The sequence below is a fragment of the Pseudomonas sp. BIOMIG1BAC genome, from assembly GCF_001705995.2.
GTDB lineage: Bacteria > Pseudomonadota > Gammaproteobacteria > Pseudomonadales > Pseudomonadaceae > Aquipseudomonas > Aquipseudomonas sessilinigenes.
The window spans coordinates 1,120,855-1,145,181 of the sequence record NZ_CP049045.1 but is presented as its reverse complement, the minus strand read 5'-3'; the positions used below and the strand labels follow the sequence as shown (position 1 = coordinate 1,145,181).

At 59.8% G+C, this 24,327-nt stretch carries 19 protein-coding genes and 1 other RNA gene; 18 read left to right on the top strand and 2 right to left on the bottom strand.

The features are described 5' to 3' along the window. Positions 1-116: 116 nt before the first annotated feature. Positions 117-599, top strand: coding sequence for an SsrA-binding protein SmpB (gene smpB / locus ATY02_RS05195; protein WP_022642145.1), 483 nt, complete (start codon positions 117-119; stop codon positions 597-599). Positions 600-680: 81 nt separating this feature from the next. Here smpB and ATY02_RS05190 read toward each other — a convergent pair whose 3' ends face one another. Next, positions 681-1,448 (bottom strand): GntR family transcriptional regulator, encoded by a 768-nt coding sequence (locus ATY02_RS05190; protein ID WP_068577757.1) that lies wholly within the window; start codon positions 1,446-1,448, stop codon positions 681-683. 260 nt (positions 1,449-1,708) lie between these two features. On the opposite strand from ATY02_RS05190, the gene ATY02_RS05185 reads away from it, so the two are divergent. The 14 genes from ATY02_RS05185 to ATY02_RS05115 all read left to right on the top strand — a co-directional run bounded on the left by ATY02_RS05185 (position 1,709) and on the right by ATY02_RS05115 (position 21,182). Beyond that, complete coding sequence (locus tag ATY02_RS05185; protein ID WP_068577755.1) at positions 1,709-3,403, top strand: lactate permease LctP family transporter; 1,695 nt, start codon at positions 1,709-1,711, stop codon at positions 3,401-3,403. 135 nt (positions 3,404-3,538) lie between these two features. Further along, a complete protein-coding gene (locus ATY02_RS05180; RefSeq protein ID WP_068577753.1) occupies positions 3,539-4,363 on the top strand; it encodes a (Fe-S)-binding protein in 825 nt (274 codons plus the stop codon). Then, positions 4,360-5,814 carry a LutB/LldF family L-lactate oxidation iron-sulfur protein gene (locus tag ATY02_RS05175; RefSeq protein WP_068577750.1) on the top strand — a complete coding sequence of 485 codons (1,455 nt, stop codon included), beginning with the start codon at positions 4,360-4,362 and terminating at the stop codon, positions 5,812-5,814. Before ATY02_RS05180 ends, ATY02_RS05175 begins: the two co-directional genes overlap by 4 nt. Further along, entirely contained in the window at positions 5,814-6,485 is a 672-nt protein-coding gene (locus ATY02_RS05170) for a LutC/YkgG family protein (RefSeq protein WP_068577748.1), read from the top strand. Before ATY02_RS05175 ends, ATY02_RS05170 begins: the two co-directional genes overlap by 1 nt. Next, positions 6,482-9,292, top strand: a complete 2,811-nt coding sequence (locus tag ATY02_RS05165) for an FAD-binding and (Fe-S)-binding domain-containing protein (protein WP_068577746.1) — start codon at positions 6,482-6,484, stop codon at positions 9,290-9,292. Before ATY02_RS05170 ends, ATY02_RS05165 begins: the two co-directional genes overlap by 4 nt. Positions 9,293-9,426: 134 nt before the next feature. Next, a complete protein-coding gene (locus tag ATY02_RS05160; RefSeq protein ID WP_068577741.1) occupies positions 9,427-9,714 on the top strand; it encodes a hypothetical protein in 288 nt (95 codons plus the stop codon). A gap of 87 nt (positions 9,715-9,801) precedes the next feature. After that, positions 9,802-10,195: a transfer-messenger RNA gene (gene ssrA / locus ATY02_RS05155) on the top strand. 187 nt (positions 10,196-10,382) lie between these two features. Beyond that, positions 10,383-11,639 (top strand): integrase domain-containing protein, encoded by a 1,257-nt coding sequence (locus tag ATY02_RS05150; protein ID WP_032895260.1) that lies wholly within the window; start codon positions 10,383-10,385, stop codon positions 11,637-11,639. 954 nt (positions 11,640-12,593) lie between these two features. Beyond that, positions 12,594-13,574, top strand: coding sequence for an integrase domain-containing protein (locus ATY02_RS05140; RefSeq protein ID WP_060765272.1), 981 nt, complete (start codon positions 12,594-12,596; stop codon positions 13,572-13,574). Beyond that, the gene (locus ATY02_RS05135; RefSeq protein WP_081095874.1) at positions 13,571-13,846 is read left to right on the top strand and encodes a hypothetical protein; all 276 of its coding nucleotides are present in this window, start codon (positions 13,571-13,573) and stop codon (positions 13,844-13,846) included. Before ATY02_RS05140 ends, ATY02_RS05135 begins: the two co-directional genes overlap by 4 nt. A gap of 289 nt (positions 13,847-14,135) precedes the next feature. Further along, positions 14,136-17,600 (top strand): type I restriction-modification system endonuclease, encoded by a 3,465-nt coding sequence (hsdR, locus tag ATY02_RS05130; RefSeq protein WP_060765271.1) that lies wholly within the window; start codon positions 14,136-14,138, stop codon positions 17,598-17,600. A gap of 94 nt (positions 17,601-17,694) precedes the next feature. After that, a complete protein-coding gene (locus ATY02_RS05125; protein ID WP_060764090.1) occupies positions 17,695-19,206 on the top strand; it encodes an RNA-binding domain-containing protein in 1,512 nt (503 codons plus the stop codon). A gap of 66 nt (positions 19,207-19,272) precedes the next feature. Continuing rightward, positions 19,273-20,829, top strand: a complete 1,557-nt coding sequence (locus ATY02_RS05120; RefSeq protein WP_060764091.1) for an N-6 DNA methylase — start codon at positions 19,273-19,275, stop codon at positions 20,827-20,829. Then, a complete protein-coding gene (locus ATY02_RS05115; protein ID WP_164823624.1) occupies positions 20,826-21,182 on the top strand; it encodes a hypothetical protein in 357 nt (118 codons plus the stop codon). Before ATY02_RS05120 ends, ATY02_RS05115 begins: the two co-directional genes overlap by 4 nt. Positions 21,183-21,204: 22 nt before the next feature. Here the strand turns inward: ATY02_RS05115 and ATY02_RS05110 are convergent, their stop codons facing one another. After that, positions 21,205-22,242, bottom strand: a complete 1,038-nt coding sequence (locus ATY02_RS05110) for an IS630-like element ISPa47 family transposase (protein WP_011911785.1) — start codon at positions 22,240-22,242, stop codon at positions 21,205-21,207. A gap of 49 nt (positions 22,243-22,291) precedes the next feature. Here ATY02_RS05110 and ATY02_RS35890 point away from each other — a divergent pair, with 49 nt between their 5' ends. The 3 genes from ATY02_RS35890 to ATY02_RS05095 are packed head-to-tail and all read left to right on the top strand — an operon-like array spanning position 22,292 to position 24,263. Further along, on the top strand, positions 22,292-22,744 hold the full coding sequence (locus ATY02_RS35890) for a hypothetical protein (protein ID WP_068577507.1): 453 nt from the start codon (positions 22,292-22,294) through the stop codon (positions 22,742-22,744). A gap of 53 nt (positions 22,745-22,797) precedes the next feature. After that, on the top strand, positions 22,798-23,301 hold the full coding sequence (locus ATY02_RS05100) for a restriction endonuclease subunit S (protein WP_164823623.1): 504 nt from the start codon (positions 22,798-22,800) through the stop codon (positions 23,299-23,301). Positions 23,302-23,327: 26 nt separating this feature from the next. Continuing rightward, positions 23,328-24,263, top strand: coding sequence for a restriction endonuclease (locus ATY02_RS05095; protein ID WP_060764093.1), 936 nt, complete (start codon positions 23,328-23,330; stop codon positions 24,261-24,263). Positions 24,264-24,327: the final 64 nt, after the last annotated feature.

Here is a 24,327-nt window from a genome sequence, read left to right as displayed (position 1 = left end):
GTTAACACGCCCAACCGAAAAAAAAGAGCGCGCATTGTCCGGGATTCGATCAACCTGCTCAAGCACGCTGCATCACCGTAGCGGGCGGCCGCGCAACTCCCTATAATGCCGCCCCTATGGCTAAACAGAAGAAACACCCAACAGGGACCATCGCGCAGAATAAAAAGGCGCGTCACGATTACTTCATCGAACACAGGTTCGAGGCTGGACTGGTCCTGGCCGGCTGGGAAGTAAAGAGTCTGCGGGCGGGCAAGGCGCAACTGGTGGACAGTTACGTGCTGCTCAAGGATGGCGAGGCCTGGCTGTTCGGCAGCCATTTCACCCCGCTGACCACCGCCAGCACCCACGTCATCGCCGACCCGACGCGCACGCGCAAGCTGCTGCTCAACCAGCGCGAGCTGGAAAAGCTGTTCGCCGCAGTGCAGCAGAAGGGTTATGCCTGCGTCTGCCTTTCGCTCTACTGGAGCAAGCACCTGGTCAAGTGCGAGATCGCACTGGGCAAGGGCAAGAAGGAATATGACAAGCGGCACACCGAGCGCGAGCGCGATTCCGACCGGGAATTGCAGCGCGCCGTGCGGACCAAGGGCAAGGAAGACTGACCGTCCTGCCCTGAAGCCGTCATCGCCGGTACTGCGGTTTCTGCGCCATCGCTGCAGAAACCGCAGTACCGGCGATTTGCATCAGATGCCCTTGCGCCGTTCGGCCCGGGCCACTCGCTGTACTTCCTGACGCACTTCCTCAAGCACCTCCTGCACATAGAGAATGTGCCGGCTGGAGACCTCACGCGCCTCCTCCGCACGCCCCTCGATAATCGCCAGGTACAGGTCACGGTGCTGGCTGATCAGCATCTCGCGGGTTTCCGTGCGCTGCTTGTACATGCCACCGATATTGGTCACCACGTTGCGCTTGAGCAGATCGAACAGCCCGCGAATGGTGTGCAACAGCACCGCGTTATGGCTGGCCTCGGCAATCGCCAGGTGGAACCGCGCATCCGCCGCCCCCTCCTCGCTGCGGCTGTCGTCATTGGCATGGGCATAGCAATCCTGCAGTTCTTCGAAGGCCTGGGTCAGACGCTCGCGATCCACCGGGGTCGCCCGCAACGCCGCGTAATAGGCGCAGGACGCTTCGAGGGTGTGGCGGAACTCCAATAGATCGCGCTGGGCCTCGGGATTGTTTTCCAGAAGATGCAGCAGTGGGTCGCTGAAGGTCGAGCCCAGGCCTTCCACCACATAATTGCCGCCGCCCTGGCGGCTGATCAGCAACCCCTTGGCGGTCAGCTTCTGGATCGCTTCACGCAGCGATGGCCGTGAAACCCCAAACTGCTCGGCCAGGGCTCGCTCGGCCGGCAAGCGCTCGCCCGCCTTCAAGGTGCCCTCGAGAATCATCGCTTCCAGGCGCTCGACAATATCGTCGGACAAACGGCGCTGGCGTATCTGGTCAAACCCCATCACTCACTCCCCACCCTCCGACCCATCGTCGGGGGGCTCTATTCTGGCCTATTCAGGCCCTGCCCACACCTAGCAGAACACTGCCATTTCCAGCGAACAGATGAGTCGCCCTAACGGCCTGCTACAAAAGTTTTAGGGCGGCAAATTGACACACCGAGCATCGGGCTTTTACCCTAGCCAACAGCGATTGTAAATTGGTCTTACCAATTAACCAAGACGCTAGCAGTGCCTGACCAACAACAATTAGGGGCCACCCCACTATGCAAACCTGGCAACAGCTCTATAGCCCGCTTGGCAGCCTCGGCCTGTCCGCTCTCGCTGCCGTCATCCCGATCGTGTTCTTCTTCCTGGCTCTGGCCGTGTTCCGCCTCAAGGGACATGTCGCCGGGAGCATCACCCTCGCCTTGTCGATCCTGGTGGCGATCTTCGCCTTCCAGATGCCCGCCGACATGGCCTTCGCTGCCGCTGGCTATGGATTTGCCTACGGTCTATGGCCCATCGCCTGGATCATCGTCGCCGCCGTATTCCTCTACAAGCTGACCGTGAAGAGCGGCCAGTTCGAAATCATCCGCAGCTCGGTGCTGTCGATCACCGACGACCAGCGCCTGCAGGTACTGCTGATCGGCTTCTGCTTCGGCGCCTTCCTCGAAGGCGCGGCAGGCTTCGGCGCCCCCGTGGCGATCACTGCCGCCCTGCTGGTGGGCCTGGGCTTCAACCCGCTGTACGCCGCGGGCCTGTGCCTGATCGCCAACACCGCGCCAGTGGCCTTCGGCGCCCTGGGCATCCCGATCATCGTCGCCGGCCAGGTGACCGGTATCGACGCCTTCAAGATCGGCGCCATGACCGGCCGCCAACTGCCCCTGCTGTCGCTGTTCGTGCCGTTCTGGCTGGTGTTCATGATGGACGGCCTGCGCGGCGTCAGGGAGACCTGGCCAGCGGCACTGGTGGCCGGTCTGAGCTTCGCCGTGACCCAATACTTCACCTCGAACTTCATCGGCCCGGAGCTGCCGGACATCACCTCGGCCCTGGCCAGCCTGATCGCCCTGACGCTGTTCCTGAAGATCTGGCAGCCCAAGCGCAGCGCCGGTGCACGCATTCCCGGAGTCAGCGCCGACATCGCCATCACCGCCAGCGCCGGCGGCTTCGGCCAGCCACGCAGGACCCTGGCCTCGCCCTACAGCCTGGGCCAGATCTTCAAGGCCTGGTCGCCCTTCCTGATCCTCACCGTGCTGGTCACCCTCTGGACCCTCAAGCCGTTCAAGGCGATGTTCGCCGCCGGCGGCGCGATGTACGCCTGGGTGTTCAACTTCGCCATCCCGCACCTGGATCAGCTGGTGATCAAGGTGGCGCCGATCGTCACCACGCCCACAGCCATTCCTGCGGTGTTCAAGTTCGACCCGATCTCGGCCACTGGCACCGCGATCTTCTTCTCGGCACTGCTGTCCATGCTGGTACTGAAGATCGACTTTAAAACTGGTCTGACCACTTTAAAGGAAACCTTCTACGAGCTGCGCTGGCCGATCCTGTCCATCGGCATGGTGCTGGCCTTCGCCTTCGTCACCAACTATTCGGGCATGTCTTCGACCATGGCCCTGGTCCTGGCGGCCACCGGCGCGGCCTTCCCGTTCTTCTCGCCGTTCCTGGGTTGGCTGGGGGTATTCCTCACCGGTTCCGATACTTCGTCCAACGCCCTGTTCAGTTCGCTGCAGGCCACCACCGCGCATCAACTGGGGGTCAACGACACCCTGCTGGTGGCGGCCAACACCAGCGGTGGCGTGACCGGCAAGATGATCTCGCCGCAGTCGATCGCCGTGGCCTGCGCCGCCACCGGCCTGGTGGGCAAGGAGTCCGATCTGTTCCGCTTCACCCTCAAGCACAGTCTGTTCTTTGCCACTATCGTCGGTCTGATCACCCTGGCCCAGGCCTACTGGTTCACCGGCATGCTGGTGCACTAGGCAATACTGATGGCGCCGCAAGGAGTCGCGGCGCCAGTCATTCACACCCGGTCTGCAAGGCTGCTGAAAGCTTGCTGGTTTATCTTTCAGCCGCCGCGACAGACGAATAACCGGGACCACCCGGAGACACGCCTGATGAGCGAGCTTTTCTACAACGCCGTGCCCAATGCGACCCGTGTCGCGCCACCCTTGGCCGAGCCCCGGCAGTACCCTGGCGCCAAGCCGGCGCGGGTTTACCTGTTCGGCACTTGCGTGGTCGATCTGTTCTATCCCGAAGCCGGGATGGATGCGATCCACCTGCTGGAGCGCGAAGGCATTCGCGTGGAATACCCACAGGGGCAAAGCTGCTGCGGACAACCGGCCTACACCAGCGGTTACACCGAGCAGGCACGCACCGTGGCACGCGCGCAGCTGGCGCTGTTCGCCGGGGATTATCCGGTGGTGGTGCCCTCGGGCTCCTGCGCCGGGATGATTCGCGAGCACTACGCGGACTTGTTCAAGGACGAGCCCCAGACCCTGGCACAGGTGCAGGCCCTGGCCGCACGCACCTACGAGCTGGCCGAGTTCCTCCTGCATGTGTGCAAGGTGCAACTCAAGGACAGCGGTGAGCCGATCAAGGTGGCCTTGCACACTTCCTGCTCGGCGCGCCGGGAAATGAACACCCACCTGCACGGGCGTGAGCTGCTGTCACAACTGGGCAACGTGGAACGGGTAGAACACAGCCACGAAAGCGAATGCTGTGGCTTTGGCGGGACTTTCAGCGTCCGAATGCCGGATATCTCTGGCGCCATGGTCGCGGACAAGACCCGCGCACTGAAGGACTCCGGCGCGCACCAGGTGGTCAGTGCCGACTGCGGCTGCTTGATGAACATCAACGGCGCCCTGGAGAAACAAAGAGAGGCATTGCGCGGCCAGCACCTGGCGAGCTTCCTCTGGCAGCGTACCGGAGGTGCCCAATGAGCACTCCCGAGCTGATTCCGACCACGACGATGGCGGACGATTTTCGCACCCGGGCCCACCAGGCCCTGGGCGACCAGCAACTGCGAAACAACTTTCGCAGCGCCATGGATTCACTCATGGCCAAGCGTGCGGCATCGTTCAGCGATGCCTTTGAGCGCGAACACCTGCGCGCCCTGGGCAATGCGATTCGCGCCCGGGCGTTGTCCAAGCTGCCCGACCTGCTCGAGCGCCTGGAACAGAACCTGACCCGCAACGGTGTGACAGTGCACTGGGCGGAAACGGTGGACGAGGCCAATGGCATCGTTCTTTCGATCATCCGTGCTCACGAGGCACGGCAAGTGATCAAGGGCAAATCGATGGTCAGCGAGGAAATGGAAATGAACCATGTCCTCGCTGAACAAGGCATTGAATGCCTTGAGTCGGACATGGGCGAGTTCATCGTCCAGCTCGACCACGAGAAGCCTTCACACATCATTATGCCGGCGATCCACAAGAATGCCGGTCAGGTCGCGTCCTTGTTCCACGACAAACTTGGCGTGGAGTACACCAAGGACGTCGACCAACTCATCCAGATCGGTCGCAGGGTCCTGCGGCAGAAATTCTTCGAAGCCGACATCGGCGTCTCCGGCGTCAACTTCGCCGTGGCCGAGACCGGCACCCTGCTGCTGGTGGAAAACGAAGGCAACGGCCGCATGTCCACCACCGTGCCGCCGGTGCACATCGCTGTCACCGGGATCGAGAAAGTGGTCGAGAACCTGCGCGACGTAGTGCCGTTGTTGTCGCTGCTGACCCGCTCGGCCCTGGGCCAGCCGATCACCACCTACGTCAACATGATCTCCGGCCCGCGCAAAGAGCATGAGCTCGACGGCCCCCGGGAAGTGCACCTGGTGCTGCTGGACAACGGCCGCAGCCAGGCGTTTGCCGACAGCGAACTGCGCCAGACCCTGAACTGCATCCGCTGCGGCGCCTGCATGAACCACTGCCCGGTGTACACGAGGGTCGGCGGCCACACCTATGGCGAGGTCTACCCGGGGCCGATCGGCAAGATCATCACTCCGCACATGGTGGGCCTGGCCAAGGTCCCGGATCACCCCAGCGCTTCGTCGCTGTGCGGTGCCTGCGGCGAAGTCTGCCCGGTGAAGATCCCAATCCCGGCGTTGCTGCGGCGCCTGCGCGAAGAGAACGTCAAGGCCCCGGACAGCCCGCACCCGGTGATGCGTGGCCAGGGCAGCAAGTTCTCGCGCAAGGAGCGTTTCATCTGGAACGCCTGGGCGCGGCTGAACAGCTCGCCCACCCTATATCGCCTGTTCACCCTGGCGGCCACCCGGTTGCGGGCGCTGGCCCCGAGCAACGTCGGCCCCTGGACCCAGAACCACAGTGCGCCAAAACCCGCCGCCCGGTCGCTGCACGACCTGGCCCGCGAGCACCTGGCCAAGCAGGAAGATCGCTGATGAGCGCCAAGCACAACATCCTCGCCAAGCTGCGTAACAGCCTGAGCGGCACCACGCCCATTGTGGATAACTTCGACGAGGCGCTGGTCACCGAGCCCTATACCTACACCGCCGAGCAACGCATCCCGCAGTTGCGCAAACAGATGGAAGCGGTGCACACCGAGATCCACCTGAGCCGCGCGGCCGAGTGGCCCGAATTGCTCGCCCGTCTGCTCAAGGAGCGCCAACTGCCCAGCCTGCTGATCGCCCCGGGTACCGCCCATGGCCAGCAGGTGCAGCAGCACTGGGCGGCGCATCCCGAGCTGCCCGAACTCAAGGCCTACGATCGGCCGGTGGAAGAATGGAAGGCCGAGCTGTTCAACGACACCCCAGCCAGCCTCACCGGCACCCTGGGCGCCATCGCCGCCACCGGCAGCCTGATCCTCTGGCCAACCCGCGAGGAACCGCGACTGATGAGCCTGGTACCACCGGTGCATTTCGCCCTGCTCAAGGCCAGCGAGATCCGCGACAACTTCTACCAGGTGCAGCAACAGATGAACTGGGCTTGCGGCATGCCGACCAATGCGCTGCTGGTGTCCGGCCCGTCGAAAACCGCTGATATCGAGCAAGTCCTGGCTTACGGCGCCCACGGCCCGAAAGACCTGGTGGTGCTGATCCTGGAGGACCAATGAGCCTGCCAGCCGCTTTTCTGCGTGATGCCCAGCGCCTGATTCCCCAGGAACGGCGCTTCGATGACCCGCTCTCGACCCTGGCCTTCGGCACCGACGCCAGCTTCTACCGGCTGATCCCCAAGCTGGTGATCCGCGTCGAATCCGAGGACGAAGTGGTCGCCCTGCTGCAACTGGCCCAGCGCGACCGGGTACCGGTGACCTTCCGCGCCGCCGGCACCAGTCTTTCCGGGCAGGCCATCAGCGATTCGGTGCTGATTGTCCTCGGGGATAACTGGAACGCCCGGGAGATCCGCGACCAGGGCGCGCAGATCCGCCTGCAACCCGGGGTCATCGGCGCCCAGGCCAACGCCTGGCTGGCGCCGTTCGGACGCAAGATCGGCCCCGACCCGGCCTCGATCAACGCCTGCAAGATCGGCGGCATCGTCGCCAACAACGCCAGCGGCATGTGCTGCGGCACCGCCCAGAACAGCTATCACACCCTGGCCGGCATCCGCGTGGTCCTGGCCGATGGCACCCGCCTGGACACCGAGGACGCCGCCAGCGTCGCCGCCTTTCGCCACAGCCACGCTGCGCTGCTGCAACGCCTGGCGGAACTGGGCCGCGCCACCCGCGCCAACAGCGAGTTGGCCAGCCGCATCCGCCACAAGTATCGGCTGAAGAACACCACCGGCCTGTCACTCAATGCCCTGGTGGACTTCGACGAGCCGCTGGAGATCCTCAGCCACCTGCTGGTGGGCTCCGAGGGCACTCTGGGCTTCATCAGCGCGGTGACCTACGACACCGTGGTCGACCATCCGCACAAGGCCTCGGCCCTGATCGTCTTCCCCGATGTGGAGACCTGCTGCAACGCGGTGACCGTACTCAAGAGCCAGCCAGTGTCGGCGGTGGAGCTGCTGGACCGCCGCAGCCTGCGCTCGGTGCAGGACAAGCCCGGCATGCCGGCCTTCGTCCAGCAGATCTCGGCCAACGCCTGCGCCCTGCTGATCGAGTCCCGCGCCGCGTCCTCGTCACTGCTGCATGAGCAACTGGCGCAGATCATGGATTCCCTGGCCGCCTTCGCGGTGGAAAAACAGGTGGATTTCAGCGAGGACCCGCAGGAAAACGCCAAGCTCTGGGCGATCCGCAAGGACACCTTCCCGGCCGTCGGCGCAGTGCGCAAGACCGGCACCACAGTGATCATCGAGGACGTAACCTTCCCCGTCGAACAGTTGGCCATCGGCGTCAATCGCCTGATCGAGCTGTTCGACAAGCACCGCTACGACGAGGCGATCCTGTTCGGTCATGCCCTGGAAGGCAACCTGCATTTCGTCTTCACCCAGGGCTTTAACAGCACCGAGGAGGTGGAGCGCTACCAGGCCTTCATGGACGACGTGGCGCAACTGGTGGCCGTGGAGTTCGGTGGTTCGCTCAAGGCCGAGCACGGCACCGGGCGCAACATGGCGCCCTTCGTCGAGCTGGAGTGGGGCAGCGATGCCTACCAGCTGATGTGGCAGCTCAAGCGCCTGCTGGACCCCAACGGTATTCTCAACCCCGACGTAGTGCTCAGCGAAGATCCGCAGATCCACCTCAAGCACCTCAAGCCGCTACCGGCGGCCGACGAGATTGTGGACAAGTGCATCGAGTGCGGCTTCTGCGAGCCGGTGTGCCCGTCCAAAGGGCTGACCCTGAGCCCACGCCAGCGCATCGTCATCTGGCGTGATATCCAGGCCCGCAAGCGTGCCGGCATCGATACCAGGGAGCTGGAGGCGGCCTACCAGTACCAGGGCGTCGACACCTGCGCCGCCACCGGCCTGTGCGCCCAGCGTTGCCCGGTGGGCATCAACACTGGCGAGCTGGTGAAGAAACTGCGCAGCGAGCACGCCACTCATAACGGCACCGCCGACTGGCTCAGCACCCACTTCGCCAGCACCTTGCAAGGCGCTCGCTTTACGTTGCATGTGGCCAATGGCGCACGCCTGCTGCTGGGGGCACCGCGCCTGGGCAAGCTGTCGGCGGGCCTGACCCGGCTGTCCAAAGGGCGGGTGCCACAATGGACCAACGCCATGCCTCAGCCGGAGAAAGCCATTCGCTTCAGCCCGGCCGTGCCGGACTCACGCCCAAAGGTGGTGTACCTGGCGGCCTGCGTGTCGCGGGTGATGGGGCCGGCGGCGGGCGACAAGGAGCAAGGTTCGCTGTACGAGAAGACCCGCGGCCTGCTGGAGAAAGCCGGCTACCAGGTGGTGCTGCCGGACAACCTGGACAACCTCTGCTGTGGCCAGCCGTTCGCCTCCAAGGGGTATGCGACCCAGGCCGAGGACAAGCGCCAGGAACTGATCGGCGCCCTGCTCCACGCCAGCCGTGGCGGCCTCGACCCCATCTACTGCGATACCAGCCCCTGCACCCTGCGCCTGGTGCAGGACCTGGGCGACGTGCGCCTGGACCTCTATGACCCGGTGCGCTTCATCCGCACCCACCTGCTGGATCGCCTGGAGTTCACCCCCCAGGAAGCGCCAATCGCCGTGCACGTCACCTGCAGCACCCAGCACCTGGGGGAAAGCCAGGCGCTGATCGAACTGGCCCGGCGTTGCAGCAACAATGTGGTGATCCCCGAAGGCATCCACTGCTGCGGTTTCGCCGGCGACAAGGGCTTCACCACCCCGGAGCTCAATGCCCACTCGCTGCGCAGCCTCAAGGACGCGGTGCAGTACTGCAGCGAAGGCATCTCCACCAGCCGCACCTGTGAAATCGGCCTCAGCCAGCATGGCGGGATCGACTACCACGGGCTGGTGTACCTGGTGGACCGGGTCACTCGCGCCAAGTCCGCTTGAGGCCAAGGGTGCCCGGCAACGGGCGCCCGCGCCGGCCTTTTCGTACAAAAAGAGAACCCCGGCCCACGGGCGCAGTCCATTCTCCAGGCCCACGATAAAAGTGGGCCTCCCCCCTGTGATCCAAGGAGACGACCATGAAGCGCTCTGCACTGGCTGGACTGTTCATCACTGCTGCAATGTTGGCCTCACCGGCGTTCGCCGCCGGGCAAGAAGACCTGTGCCAGATCAACCTGCAAAAGATTCGCGACGCCAAGGTCAGCACCGAAGCCATGAGCTCGGACCTTAGCAGCGACATCGACTCCAAGGTCCAGCAAGCCACCGCCGAACAGGCCAAGGGCACCGAGCAGGGCACCAAGAACTGTATCTCCCTGACCACCCAGGCGATCCAGATGTTGCAGAACAACACCAAGGGCGATCAGTAGCCCACCACCAAGGCCAACCTTCGGGTTGGCCTTCTGGCGACGATTAGCGTAGAATCCGCCAACCTGTTGTCGATGCATGACAGGCTCGGGGCCGTTTTGGATTCGACGCCGGTTGCGAAACTTTAGGTGCATGCCGAGTTGGTAACAGAACTCGTAAATCCACTGTTGCAACTTCCTATAGTTGCCAATGACGAAACCTACGGGGATTACGCTCTCGCTGCGTAAGCGGCGCTAGCCCTTCCCCCCTGGTACCTTCGGGTCCAGCAATCATCAGGGGATGTCTGTAAACCCAAAATGATTGTCATATAGAACAGAATCGCCGTGCAGTACGTTGTGGACGAAGCGGCTAAAACTTACACAACTCGCCCAAAGCACCCTGCCCGTCGGGTCGCTGAGGGTTAACTCAATAGACACGGCTAAGCATGTAGGACCGACAGCGGAGTACTGGCGGACGGGGGTTCAAATCCCCCCGGCTCCACCATTTCATCATCTAAAGACGTCCACGGACGTCTTTTTTTGTGCCTGGAATCCAGTAAATACGAGGCATCCAGCGCTTTTTCGGTCTTTTGAGAGTTTTTGAGTTCCAGCCATTCGGGTATTCCAGACGGTATTCCAGTCCGTCCGGTGCTAATCTTTGGAATACCGAATTAGTGCCTGAGGACAATCTCATGCCAGCTCAAAACCTCCGCCTCTCCGATCGACAGCTCAAGGGAGTCAAACCGGCGTCCAAGGATTACGTCCTCACAGACGGTGACGGTTTGCAGCTCCGCGTACGCAGCAACGGCTCGTTGCTGTGGAATTTTAACTACCGCGAACCAGTGACCAAAAAGCGCATCAACATCGGCTTCGGGACCTACCCCGAACTGTCGTTGGCGAACGCACGAAAGATGGCAGTCGATGCGCGGGAGCTGCTCGCCCAGGGCATCGATCCGAAGGTGCAGCGTAATACGCTGAATGAAGCCAAGCGCGCAGAAACGGAACACACCTTCGAGAACGTGGCCACCGCTTGGTTCGAACTCAAGAAGGACTCGGTCACCCCTGCCTACGCCGAGGACATTTGGCGGTCGCTCACGCTGCACGTGTTCCCCGATTTGAAGACGACACCACTCACGAAAATCACGGCGCCGATGGTGATCGCATTGCTTCGTCCAATCGAAGCGAAAGGCAGCCTGGAGACTGTCAAACGTCTTAGCCAACGGCTAAACGAGATCATGACCTACGGCGTCAACTCCGGCCTGATCTTCGCAAACCCTCTCACCGGTATAAGGGCGGTGTTCAAAAAGCCCAAGAAAGAAAACATGGCAGCGCTACCGCCCGAAGAGCTCCCCGAGCTCATGCTGGAGATCGCTAACGCCAGCATCAAACGCACAACCCGTTGCCTCATCGAATGGCAGTTGCACACGATGACTCGCCCCGCCGAGGCGGCGACTACTCGCTGGGCAGACATCGACTTTGAAAGGCGTGTCTGGACTATCCCACCGGAGCGGATGAAAAAGCGCCGCCCTCACAGCATTCCGTTGAGTGATCACGCTGTCGCTCTGTTGGAGTCACTGAAAACTCACAGCGGCCATCGCGAATTCGTATTCCCGGCAGACAGAAATCCACGTACCCACGCCAATAGCCAAACCGCCAACATGGCGTTGAAGCGCATGGGGTTCCAGGATCGGTTGGTCAGCCACGGCATGCGCTCGATGGCCAGCACCATCTTAAATGAGCATGGCTGGGACCCGGAGCTGATTGAGGTTGCACTGGCGCATGTCGACAAGGATGAGGTGCGGAGCGCCTACAACCGAGCCGACTACATTGAGCGCCGACGCCCGATGATGGCCTGGTGGAGCGAGTACATCCAAAACGCCGCCACCGGCAGCCTGCTCGCCTCAGCATATGGCCAAGCCAGAGACAGGAACGTGGTGCCGATCCGCTAGCGCTGTACAGGCGCGGTAACGGTGGCGACAGCAACTGAGCGCTCAGGAATCAGGGAAAGCAGCCTCGTTTATCCGCTTGTCAGCGCGGGTCCATCCAAACAGGGCTGCAAAGCCGCCCTGTTTGGATGGACCTTACTTTGAAGAGCTAAAAGCCACGACGTTGTCCAGGATTTACCACGGAATTCCACCGGTGGATAACTGCTCTTGAAGTCCAAAGTGGCGCTGAATTTCGAACCTTGACCAGATTTTTCCACAGGCGTAGAACTGGCCGTGCAACCGCTGTCGATGACAGCAACCCAGGTGGTCCGAACCTTGAAGGCCACGCCGCTCCTGCGGTGGTTCTCCCCCCAAATGGCGATTCGCGTCCGGCAGCTCGCCCGGTCACCTCCCCGGTGATGGATGCCTACTTCAGATCATGGCCCTCGTGCGCCAGACGACACTTCCTACTTCGCTGCCCTGCAGCAACCTATCCGCTTGGCCGAATCTTGCGCCAACCTGTGCCCGTCTCTTTCTTCTGGAAAGAGACGGGCACTTCCACCACTGCTGCAGCCCTGATCGCACATGGCTTTGCGGCATTCCTCCTCGTGACAATCGGCGTGACAAACGCCGATGTCACCAGCAACAGCGATGTAGATGATGGTGCCGCAGACCAAGGAATGGACTGCACCTGACTGACAGTCAGGCATGCCCCGGTCATCGCATTGCTGCTTGCACCTGGCTCAGGATCTCGCGGCACTGGTCTCGTTAGCCAATGCAGCCTCCACCCGCCCACCGGTAACGGTGCTCAGGAGGCCAGATCATGAGATGCCCTTGCTCCTGGTCGTAAGGAGCCGCCAGTCCCGCGTTAGAGGACATCCCCACAGGTCGCAGGGGCCTTGATCCCTGATAACACTCAGCATTCTTGGCGGGATGACGTGGGGCGAGGGTTGGAGATCGGATGATGAGGTGACTGACATGGCATTGGTAGGTAGACGCGATGGCCGCAATTTCGGTTACGGCAGGCAGTTGAGCTATGCGGGTCAGCAGGCGCTGAAAGATATGTTCGGTGGTGGCCATTACGGCACGGTCAAGGCGCACAGCGATCGGTGGCGGGCATTCGTGAAGTGGTGCCGGTCTGAAGCGGGACCCGGGGTCAACGATGCGCGGCAGATTGACCGCGAGGTGTTGTCGAACTATGCCGCATACCTTCGCGGCCTCGTTGAGCACAGCGACCTAGCAATCAGCACTGCCCAAAACCGGCTATCCAGCGTTAACCGAACCATGGCAGCGCTTCGCGGTGATCAATATGTAAAATTGCCAAGTCCGAGCAAGGCCTTGGGTATGCAGCGCACCGGGGTACGTCAATCGGCGCCGCAAGGCCAAGACCGCGAACAGGTACAGCAGATCGTCGAGATGCTTTGTAGCCGTGGTCAGATGCGAGCAGCAGCGATAGTTCAGTTGACGCGAGCCACGGGGATGCGTTTGCGCGAGGCCATCCTGGCTGACCTGCCACGGCTGAGCCGTGAAGCCGCGCTCTACGGCAAAATCAATATTCAGGATGGCACAAAAGGCGGCCGCGCCGGTGCATCTGCCCCCCGCTGGATTAAGGTGGATGACCATATTCGTGGCGCACTTAGATTTGCATTGCAAGTATCCCCCACGGATAGCCGCAACCTGATTGCTCCAAACGAGAGCTATCTGAACGTTCTGCAGGAAATAGCACAGCCAGCGAGAGAGGTCCTGAAAGCACACGACCTCAAAGGCTTTCACGAACTTCGGGCGGCGTTTGCATGTGAGCGCTATGAACAGATCACACATCACCGTGCGCCTGTAAATGGTGGTCAGTGCTACGCCATAGACCGGCGCCTAGATCTTGAGGCTCGCATGCAGATCAGCGATGAGCTGGGGCATGGACGGATTGAAGTGGTCGCTGCCTACATAGGGGGGAGGGTATGACTAAGGCGTTTGATATGGAGTTGTTCTTGAGTGCCGTGCTGACAGGGTCGCATGCGACGCGGCACCGGCATTTGCGGCAGGCGAGAATCATCCAATCTGAAATCGCAAAACGCTGGCAGCGATCAACTCCTTGGGCCTGGCAGCGAAAGCATTTGGTTTGGTTTCTTGAACACTTCCTCACCGGCCGCAGTGAAGCAACACAGTATTACTATTTGCTTACTGTCCAACTGCTCGCACGACGCCTGGAAAGGCCATGGGTTTTTAAGCGTTGAGTGGAGCTCCCGTTCCTACCCATCGGTAATCGCCACCGCCTCGGAAAATCATGGCGTCGACGCGCCTATAAGCAATCTCCTCAGTGCTGAGGAAATCATGACTTTTAAAGGTCAGCCCGATTATGCGCAAGTCGCGCCGCATACAAGCGTAACATCTCGCCCTCGACCAGAAGCTGGTCACGCTGGACCGACGGCATACGATTATACACGCACCCCGCTTCGTCTGGCATTATGCCTTTATAGCGCCACCACTCTCGGGATGGCTGGTGACGAACTCAAGGGATGGAACATGGCAGAGAACAGCAACTTCGCCTTTTTCAAAGAACACGATCCGGTTTTTTTCCAACTTGCCAATGCGGCCGAGCGAGTATTTTCCAGCGACCCCAACACGACGCTGATCAAACTGCGCCAGTTGGGCGAAGCGCTCGCCCAGGATCTGGCGGTAAGAGCAGGCATTGAGTTCGACGCCACTACTTCCCAAGCTGATCTGCTGTTCCGCCTGAGTCGTGAAATCCAGCTCGACGGTAACATCCGTAACCTATTCCATACGCTGCGCATCGAAGGCAATAAGGCTACCCATGAATTCCGCACCCAGCATCGTGAGGCACTGGACGGGCTGAGGGTCGCCCGCGCCTTGGCGATCTGGTATCACCAGTCATTTGGCACGGGCGGCAACACCTTTAAGCCTGGGCCTTTCATGGTTCCGGTCGATCCGAGTGAGCCTCTACGTGAGCTGCAGGGGCAGATCGAAAAACTTCGCGCAGAGCTGGGCGACAGTCGCCAGCAATTGGAGAACAACCACCAATTAGCCGAGCTACTGGCGCAAGAAAAGCATGAGCAAGCCAGTCTTGTTGGGCAGATGAACGAGGAAGCCCGCGTCTACGAGCAGATTGCCCTTGAACGCGAGGCAGAACTATCGAAGGCCCGAGTCGATTTCGAGGCGCGGCTGAAAGTGCTGCAACAACAGCTTGAAGATCAGCCGCAAGCTGCCCAGCAGGTCACGCGTAAAACTCAGCAGGCAAGCAGCCAGTTCGACCTCAATGAAGACCTCACCCGTATTCTCATCGATCAACAGTTGAACGATGCCGGCTGGGAAGCCGATTCGCTCGATCTTACCTACAGCAAGGGCGCTCGGCCCGAAAAGGGCAAGAACAAGGCCATCGCCGAATGGCCAACCAGCAAGCCGAAAGAAAACGCTGATTACGTGCTGTTCGCCGGCCTAATCCCAGTCGCCATCGTCGAAGCTAAGCGCAAGCGTGTCAACATAGCGGACCGCATTCCCCAAGCCGAGCGCTATTCACGCCAACTGATCGTTACTGACAATCTGCAACCGGCCGGGCAGAACACGGGCTGGGCGGATGGCCAGGGCGGCCACTTCAAAGTCCCGTTTGCCTTTGCCTGCAATGGCCGGCCCTTCATTAAGCAGCTCGCTGAGCTGTCTGGCATCTGGTTTCGTGACTTGCGCAGTCCGGCCAACCTGCGCCGGCCGCTGCAGGACTTCCACACGCCGGGCGGTCTACTCGACCTACTCAAACGCAGCCGTGAGGACGCCGAGGCGAAACTACAGCAGGAAGGCTTCGCCTACCTCAAGCTGCGCGACTATCAGGAAAACGCCATCCGCGCCGTCGAGCAGGCGCTGGCCGCCAATCGCCGCCAATGCCTGCTGGCCATGGCCACAGGGACAGGCAAAACGCGTACGATCATTGGCTTGATGTACCGCCTGCTGAAGGCAGAGCGCTTTCGCCGTATTCTTTTCCTGGTTGATCGCAGCGCACTGGGGGAACAAGCCATTGAAGCCTTCAACGAGGCGACGCTGGAACAGAACCACACACTGTCGCAAATTTACGACGTCAAAGAACTCGGTGACATGGCTGCCGAAGCAGAAACACGAGTTCAGGTCGCTACCGTACAGGCCATGGTCAAGCGCATCTTCCAGTCGGATACTCCGCCGCCCATCGATGCCTTCGATTGCATCATCGTCGACGAAGCCCACCGCGGTTACACCCTCGACCAGGAAATGACTGAAGGCGAACTGGCGGTGCGCGACTTCAACCAGTACCTGTCGCAGTATCGGCGCGTCCTTGATTACTTTGACGCCTGCCGCATCGGCCTCACAGCCACGCCAGCCAAGCACACCAGCGAGGTCTTCGGTGCCCCGATATTCACCTATAGCTACCGTGAGGCCGTAGCTGACGACTGGCTGATCGATCATGAACCGCCAATCCGCTACAAGACCCTGCTGAGCGATAATGGCATCCACTTTGGCAAGGGCGAGAGCGTCAGCGTCATCGATACGAGCACCGGCGAGGTGGATGTCGCCGAACTCGAGGACGAACTCGACTTCGAAATCGAGTCTTTCAATCGCCGCGTGATTACGCCCGGTTTCGACAAGGTCATCTGCGAGCAACTGGCACAAGAGCTCGACCCGTTGGGCGACGAAAAAACAATGATCTTCTGCGTCAATCAGGCCCATGCCGAGCGGGTGAAAAACCTCTTGGACGAAGCGTTCAAAGACGTTCACGACGAGGATTACAACCAAGCGGCGGTACAAATCATCACTGGGCAGAGTGACAAGGTTAAACAACTGATCCGCCAGTACAAGAACGAGCGCTACCCCAGCATCGCCATCACGGTCGACCTGCTGACTACTGGTATCGACGTGCCGCGCATCTGCCACTTGGTGTTCATGCGCCGGGTGCGTTCGCGCATCCTCTACGAACAGATGAAGGGCCGCGCGACTCGTCGCTGCGATGATATTGGCAAGACAGTCTTCAAGATCTACGATCCCGTTGATCTGTACGCCGCCCTCGAACCAGTAGATACAATGAAGCCGCTGGTGAAGGATCCGAGCATCAGCCTCGAACAACTGGTCAGCGAGCTAAGCAACCCAGCCAGCCTCGATGCTCCTGGTAACCAGCCAGACACTAGTCATGCCCACGACGTCCTGGACCAGCTCAGCCAGCGGATCATGCGTATTCTGCGCAAGGCCAGCCATAAGGCCGAGCAAAAGCCAACCCTAAAGGCCAAGCTCGCCGAACTGGAGAACACCTGGGGCATAGCCCCGGACAAACTGCATCAGCACCTGCACCAGCTCGGTCCACAGCAAGCTGCGCAGTTCATCCAACAGCATGTCCAACTGCTCAATCAGCTCGCCACGGTTAATGCTTTGCTGGGATCGCTGAATTATCCAGTGATCTCCACCCATTCGGACGAATTGATGGTCCGTGAACAAAGCTACGGAGATTACCACAGGCCTGCCGACTATCTGGAAAGCTTCAACGACTTCATCAAGAACCAGTTGAACCAGTCGGTGGCCCTAGGCGTAGTGGTCAACCGTCCGCAAGACCTGACCCGTGAGCAATTGCGCGAGGTGCGCTTGCTGCTTGATGGTCATGGCTACAGCGAGGTGAACCTGCAAAGCGCCTGGCGCAATCAAACCAACCAGGAGATCGCTGCCAGCATCGTCGGATTCATCCGCCGCGCCGCCCTCGGCGAGGCCCTGCTGCCATTCGAGCAACGCGTAACCAAGGCAATGGAAACGATTTACACCTTGCAGTCTTGGACCCAAGTCCAGCGCAAGTGGCTGGATCGCTTGGCCAAGCAGTTAGTACATGAGGTTGTAATCGACGAGAAGCAGATTGGCGAAGCGTTCCAGAATGATGGCGGCAGCACGCGGCTGAATAAAATGCTCGGCGGCAACTTGACCGTGGTGCTGGATGCCCTGAATGACAATCTGTGGGCACAGACCGGATAAGTCCGCTCACAAACGCTGGGGTTAGCCACCTACTCGTTCATGAGGGATAATGCCCGGCCACTCGACTTATCGACCGCACAGCTAGAGAAGCTTAATGACCCTTGCAGAGCTTCACCAGATCCTTGCCTGTGGTGAGGACAGCCGCCATCAATTCAAGCGAGATTTCAACAATATCGATGCCTTGGCAGCCGAGTTGGTGGCGTTCGCCAATACGTCTGGTGGCCATCTGCTGATTGGCGTAGACGATGGCGGTACCGTAAGCGGGTTGAGTAGTGCCGACGTGGCGCGGCTCAATCAGCTCCTCTCCAATGCGGCTTCGCAGAACGTCCGCCCGGCGATTAATCCGCGGTCCAGCAACATTCAGACCGAACACGGGCTGGTCATGGTGGTGACAGTCGAACAAGGGCTGAATAAACCCTATGTCGACAACCAGGGTCGCATCTGGGTAAAGAACGGCGCCGACAAGCGTCGGGTCACGGCTCGTGAAGAACTGCAGCGTTTGTTCCAGCAGGCCGGGCTGGTGTGTGCTGATGCAGTACCGGTCGCGGGCAGCAGCGTAGCGGATATAGATGCCAAGGCGCTCGGCGAGTACTTTCAAAGACGCTTTCGGCAGAGCCCCGAACAGACAGGTTTGGAAACCATCCGCATCCTGGAAAATCTTGGCCTCGCCAGTGGCGACACACCCAATTTGGCCGGTTTGCTGCTCTTCGGCCAGGCGCCACAACGTCTGTGCCCGGCGTTCGATGTCAAGGCCGTGGCGTTTCCGGGCACGGTTCTGCATGACCGCCACTATCTAGACAGCGAAGATATCGACGGTAATCTGCAGGAACAGTACCGACGCAGCCTTGCCTTCATAAAGCGCAACCTACACCACGTGCAGCGCCAGCAGGGCTTCAATACCCTCGGCCAACTGGAAGTGCCGGAGGAGGTATTTGAAGAACTGCTGGTCAATGCCCTGATCCACCGCGACTACTTTGTCAGCGCCTCCATTCGGATCATGATCTTCGCCGATCGCATCGAACTGATCAGCCCCGGGCACCTGCCTGACGTGCTCGATACCGAGAAAATTCGATTTGGCCTGTCCAACCGTCGTAACCCGACGCTCACCTCCCATGCTGTGCACATTCTCCCCTATCGCGGTTTGGGAACCGGCATCCCGCGCGCTATCGATGCTTGGCCAATGATCCGGCTGGAGGACGACCGGCAGAGTAATCAGTTCAAGGTGGTGATTCAGCGCGCCGTTGAAAAAGGGCCTCTTTCGGGCCCAAGTGGGGACCAAGTAGGGACTAAGTCGGGACCAAGTAGGGACCAAGTAGGGACTGAGTCCGCTGTCGAAGAAGAACAAGCCGAAACTCGCCTGTCTTTGCAGCAAGAGCAGATAACGCTGCTGTGCAAGATGACGGGCGATCACACTGCGCCAGAGCTAATGACCTTCGTCGGGCGCAGCAACCGTAGCAAGTTCCGCGAGCAGGTTTTGGCCCCACTACTGGCGCTTGGCGTGGTCGAGATGACCATTCCAGACAAGCCCAACAGCAGCAAGCAACGCTATCGCCTGACTGCGGCCGGCCGAGCGCTAAAGGCCGAACAACGCTCCTCAGACGACTGAGCCCAGACAACCATTTCTTTGCGCCAGCGCGATCTGGCGCTTTACACACTTCGCCACAGGTACCCCATGACCAACTCCGATATTGTCCAGAAACTCTGGAACCTCTGCGACGTTCTGCGCGACGATGGCATCAACTACAGCGACTACGTCACCGAGCTCGTGCTGCTGCTGTTCATCAAGATGGAATTCGAACAGGTGCAGAACAACGACAGCTTCGGCCATAAGCTGCCCGAAGGCGCGCGCTGGCCAGACCTGGCTGGCAAGTCCGGCGTTAACCTGCTCGATCACTACCGGCAGATGCTGCTGGACCTTGGCAAAAACCCTGACCCTCTGATCGCCGCCATCTATGCCGACGCTCAGACTCGCCTCAAGGAACCGCGCCACCTCGAGCAGTTGATCAAGAGCCTCGACGGCATCGACTGGTTCAGCGCCCGCCAAGACGGCCTCGGCGATCTTTATGAAGGTCTGCTGGAAAAGAACGCCAGCGAGACCAAGTCCGGCGCCGGCCAGTACTTCACCCCGCGCCCGCTGATCGACAGCATCATCCGCTGCATCAAGCCGCAGCCAGGCGAGACCATACAAGACCCGGCCGCCGGTACTGCGGGATTTTTGATCGCTGCTGACGCCTATATCAAAAGTCAAACCGACGATTACTACGACCTCGATGCCAAAGCCCAGGCATTCCAGCGCAATCGCGCCTTTGTTGGCGTAGAACTGGTGCCCGGCACTCGCCGTCTGGCACTAATGAACACACTGCTGCATGGCATGGAAGGCGACGAAGAAGGCGTGGTGCACCTGGGCAACGCCCTAGGTCAGACCGGGGCCAACTTACCCAAGGTCGACCTCATCCTCTCCAACCCACCGTTCGGCACTGCCAAGGGTGGCGGTGGCCCGACTCGTGATGACCTCACCTACCGCACCAGTAACAAGCAGTTGGCCTTTCTCCAACACATCTACCGTGGCCTCAAGCCGGGCGGCCGCGCCGCCGTGGTGCTGCCGGACAACGTGCTGTTCGAAGCCGGCGTCGGCACCGATGTACGCCGCGATCTGATGGACAAGTGCAACCTGCACACCATTCTGCGCCTGCCGACGGGGATCTTTTATGCTCAAGGCGTGAAGACCAATGTGCTGTTTTTCCAGAAAGGCACGATTGAGAACCCACGTCAGGAGCAAGGCTGTACGCAGCGTGTGTGGGTTTACGATTTGCGCAGCAACATGCCAAATTTTGGTAAGCGTACGCCTTTTGGAGCGGCGCATCTCAAGCCTTTCGAAGAAGCGTATGGGGCGGATGCCAATGGCAATACCCCGCGTGCGGAGAATATCGAGGGGATTGGTGAGCTGAGTCGCTTTCGGGTGTTTACGCGCGATTTCATTGAGCAGCGTGGAGATTCGCTGGATATCAGCTGGTTGAAGGATAGAGACAGTCTGGATGCAAATGACTTGCCGGCGCCGGAGGTGTTGGCGGGTGAGGCCATGGCTGAGCTGACTGAGGCGCTGCATGAGTTGGAGGAGCTGATGAGGGCGATGGGTGCTGGGGATGAAGTGGCGGTGCAGAAGCAGTTGATGGCCGAGGTGATGGGATTGGTGGTGGCTGAGGAAACTAGCGCGGAGTTCAAATCGTGAGCTGGCAATCTCCGCAAACTTGGAAAACAGCAACACTTGCAGATATTTGCTATAGGATTGTTGACGGCTCTCATAACCCGCCTACCGGTCAGCCATCGGGAAAGCCGATGTTAAGCGCTAAGAATATTCAGAATGGAAAAATACATTTTGATGGATTGCGCTTATTGAGCACTGACGACTTTGAACTTGAAAACAATAGGACCAATATTTCTGCAGGGGATGTCTTGCTTACTATTGTTGGAGCCATTGGCCGCACCGCTGTAGTTCCAGCGACGGCACCTGAGTTCACACTGCAACGTAGCGTTGCAGTGTTAAAATCAAACCTTATGAACCCGAACTACCTCCGTTATTAACCCGGCAATCAAATACACCAAATCATGCTGCGTAGGCGATACGTGGATGCCGGAAATAAGAACGGATTCTTTGAGGGCGTAATTGCAATCGTCTCATGACCGAGCGAACACGCCTTTCCAGTTCGTCCTGATTACGCGCCGGCAAGCCCGTGCGAACCTGATGTTTCAAATCACAATTCAAATACTCGTCAGGGTTCAACTCCGGGGCGTAGGCCGGCAAGAAGAACAGTTCGATTTGCTCTTTGCGGTCGCCAACCCAGGCGCTCACCTTTTTGCTGTGGTGTACGCGCAGGTTGTCGAGAATCAGGAACACCTTGCGGCCCTGAGCATCGCGAATCAGGCGACTCAGGAAGCGAATCAGCACTGGGGCTGTCAGCGTTTCCCGATACAGCATGAAGCGCAGTTTGCCCCGATTGGTCACGGTGGAAATCATGTTGGTGGAAAAACGACTGCCGCTGACCAGGCGCACCGGCGTTTCGCCAATAGGGGCGTAGCTGCGGCCAGCATGGCTGTCACTGCGCATACCGGTTTCGTCGCCCCACTGAATCTCACCATTCTCAGCCCTGGCCCGCTGTGCGATGCGTGGATATTCATTATCCAGCCAGTGCTGAACCACTTCAGGTTTCTGCTGATAAGCCCGATGCAGTGGGCGCTGCGGGGTGTAGCCCCAACGCTTGAGGTATTCACCAACCGTTCGAACCGGCATGAGAAAACCACAGCGCTGGCGGATCAGTTCTCGCACCGCATCACGCGTCCAGAGCGCAAAGCCGAGCTTGAGTTGGTCGGGCATCTTATCGGTCATCAAGGTGCGAATCAGCACTTCCTGGCTGGAGCTCAAACTGCGGCGATCACCCTGGCGCACACCACGCTGGCCGCCGGCAATGGCAGCCTTTTCGCCTTTATGTTCTGCGACCTGCGCCCAGTGAGCAATAGTGCGGGGGTGAACACCAACCGCTTCGCCAATAGCCTTGTAGGTGTAACCCTGCTCACGCATGCGTAGGGCCGTGGAGCGCTTTTCACGTTGTTCTTGGGGGCTGAGTTTACGGGCATCTATTTTCATGGAGACAGATTATCTAATATGCCCTATTTATTTGCCAGGTTAATACCTTTTGGATTCCCCCGCAGCGCAGTCTTTCTTCTTGAATAATGCAAAAGGGACGGCGCAGAAGGGAATTTATCTGAAAGCCCTAGGCGGAATGCAAATACCCATTGCACCACCCGCGGAACAAGCACGCATCGCCCAAAAACTCGACGAACTACTGGCCCAGGTCGATACCCTTAAATGCCGTGTCGACAGCATCCCCGCGCTGCTCAAGCGCTTCCGCCAATCCGTCCTCGCCGCCGCAGTTTCCGGGCGGTTGACGGAGGATTGGCGTCATGCTCAAGCCGTGGATCCAGAATGGAAAAAAACTGCAATAAAATCAGTATGCAGCGTCGCATTTGACGGCCCGTTTGGCTCCAAGCTCAAGTCGGATGACTATACAAGCGAGGGAGTACGAGTAGTGCGCTTGGAAAACATCGGCCATATGGGGGGTTCATTTCCGAAAAAGAAACCTTCATAAGCCCTGCAAAGTTTAAAGAGCTTGCTAAGAACAAGCTTGAGCCAGGGGATATTTTGTTTTCGTCATTTGTCGATGAGGAGATCAGGGTTTGCCAATTACCAAAAAGCGAGGAGACTTTCATCAATAAGGCAGATTGCTTCTGTCTTCGAATCGATCAAACAGTTGCGAAACCTAAATTTTTACTATATTCACTGGCAGCTAGGCAAACCTACCGCCAGATCAGAGAAGCAGTCCATGGTGCAACACGGCCTAGGATTAATCTCGGGTTTCTGAAAGTCTTCGAGATCAGTCTTCCTTCCACAACTGAACAAATCGAAATCATTCAGCGTGTCGAACAGCTTTTCGCCTTCGTCAGCCAACTGGAAGTCCGCGTCAAAGTAGCTCAGGCGCGCATTGACGGCCTGACCCAAAGCATCCTTGCGAAGGCATTCCGCGGTGAGCTGGTACCGCAGGACCCGAACGACGAACCGGCCAGCGTACTGCTTGATCGCATCAAAGCCCAACACGCCGCTGCACCCAAGGGCAAACGCGGTCGCAGATCCGCCACGGCGGACTAAGCCTTACTTCTGGAAGAAAACCAACGATGTCAGTCCCGACCTACGACCAGTTCATCGAGCCCATCCTGCGTTTTCTCGCCGCCCACCCGGAGGGTGCCATGGCGGGCGAGGCCCACGAAGCGGCCGCCATGACACTTGGCCTAAGCGAAGCACAGCGGCAGGAGACCATCGCCAGTGGCCAGGCCACCTACAAGAACCGTTCAGGCTGGGCGCATGATCGGCTGAAGCGCGCCGGCTATTCCAGCAGCGCAAAGCGTGGCTACTGGCAGCTGACCGACACCGGCCGCGCCTTCGCCAAGGCCAACCCGGCTCCGTTGAGCCCAGAACAGGTCGAGCACCTAGCTGTGAACTTCATGAGCGTGAAGCTGAAGACAGCGCCGGACGCCGCCTCGCTGGATGAGAGCAACGACACTTCAACGCCGATTGCCCAGACCGACCTCGCCACTAGCAGCCCGCAGGAGCGCTTGAACCAAGCCATCCTCGAGCTGCGTACCAGCGTCGCGGGCGACCTGCTGGACAGCCTGCTGCAAGCGAGCCCGACGCGCTTCGAGCACATCGTACTCGATGTGCTGCATAGCCTGGGCTACGGCGCGAACCGTCAGGCGCTGCAACAAGTCGGCGGCAGTGGCGACGGCGGCATTGACGGAGTGATCTCGCTGGACGCGTTGGGGCTGGAGAAAGTCTACGTGCAGGCCAAACGCTGGCAGAGCACCGTCGGCCGGCCCGACCTGCAAGCGTTCTATGGCGCATTGGCCGGGCAGAAAGCCAAACGCGGTGTATTCATCACCACTTCCGGCTTCACCGCCCAGGCCGTTGACTTCGCGCGCTCGGTCGAGGGGCTGGTGCTGGTCGACGGCAAACGCCTGGTCAATCTGATGTTGGATCACGAGGTTGGTGTCAGCTCGCAGCTTTATAAGGTGCCGAGACTCGACAGCGATTACTTTGATGAGTCGCTTGGCTGAGTTCAAAAAGCACCATTCCATCGAAAGCCAGATCAACCAGCATTCCATCTGGTATTCCAAGCTA

Excerpts from the sequence above, each read along its gene's own strand:
- ATY02_RS05190 (WP_068577757.1), bottom strand. The coding sequence starts at position 1,448 with ATGGGGTTTGACCAGATACGCCAGCGCCGTTTGTCCGACGATATTGTC.
- ATY02_RS05150 (WP_032895260.1), top strand. The coding sequence starts at position 10,383 with ATGCCAGCTCAAAACCTCCGCCTCTCCGATCGACAGCTCAAGGGAGTC.
- ATY02_RS05170 (WP_068577748.1), top strand. The coding sequence starts at position 5,814 with ATGAGCGCCAAGCACAACATCCTCGCCAAGCTGCGTAACAGCCTGAGC.
- ATY02_RS05160 (WP_068577741.1), top strand. The coding sequence starts at position 9,427 with ATGAAGCGCTCTGCACTGGCTGGACTGTTCATCACTGCTGCAATGTTG.
- ATY02_RS05110 (WP_011911785.1), bottom strand. The coding sequence starts at position 22,242 with ATGAAAATAGATGCCCGTAAACTCAGCCCCCAAGAACAACGTGAAAAG.
- ATY02_RS05185 (WP_068577755.1), top strand. The coding sequence starts at position 1,709 with ATGCAAACCTGGCAACAGCTCTATAGCCCGCTTGGCAGCCTCGGCCTG.
- ATY02_RS05095 (WP_060764093.1), top strand. The coding sequence starts at position 23,328 with ATGTCAGTCCCGACCTACGACCAGTTCATCGAGCCCATCCTGCGTTTT.
- ATY02_RS05175 (WP_068577750.1), top strand. The coding sequence starts at position 4,360 with ATGAGCACTCCCGAGCTGATTCCGACCACGACGATGGCGGACGATTTT.
- ATY02_RS05135 (WP_081095874.1), top strand. The coding sequence starts at position 13,571 with ATGACTAAGGCGTTTGATATGGAGTTGTTCTTGAGTGCCGTGCTGACA.
- ATY02_RS05180 (WP_068577753.1), top strand. The coding sequence starts at position 3,539 with ATGAGCGAGCTTTTCTACAACGCCGTGCCCAATGCGACCCGTGTCGCG.
- hsdR (WP_060765271.1), top strand. The coding sequence starts at position 14,136 with ATGGCAGAGAACAGCAACTTCGCCTTTTTCAAAGAACACGATCCGGTT.
- smpB (WP_022642145.1), top strand. The coding sequence starts at position 117 with ATGGCTAAACAGAAGAAACACCCAACAGGGACCATCGCGCAGAATAAA.
- ATY02_RS05120 (WP_060764091.1), top strand. The coding sequence starts at position 19,273 with ATGACCAACTCCGATATTGTCCAGAAACTCTGGAACCTCTGCGACGTT.
- ATY02_RS05165 (WP_068577746.1), top strand. The coding sequence starts at position 6,482 with ATGAGCCTGCCAGCCGCTTTTCTGCGTGATGCCCAGCGCCTGATTCCC.
- ATY02_RS05140 (WP_060765272.1), top strand. The coding sequence starts at position 12,594 with ATGGCATTGGTAGGTAGACGCGATGGCCGCAATTTCGGTTACGGCAGG.
- ATY02_RS05125 (WP_060764090.1), top strand. The coding sequence starts at position 17,695 with ATGACCCTTGCAGAGCTTCACCAGATCCTTGCCTGTGGTGAGGACAGC.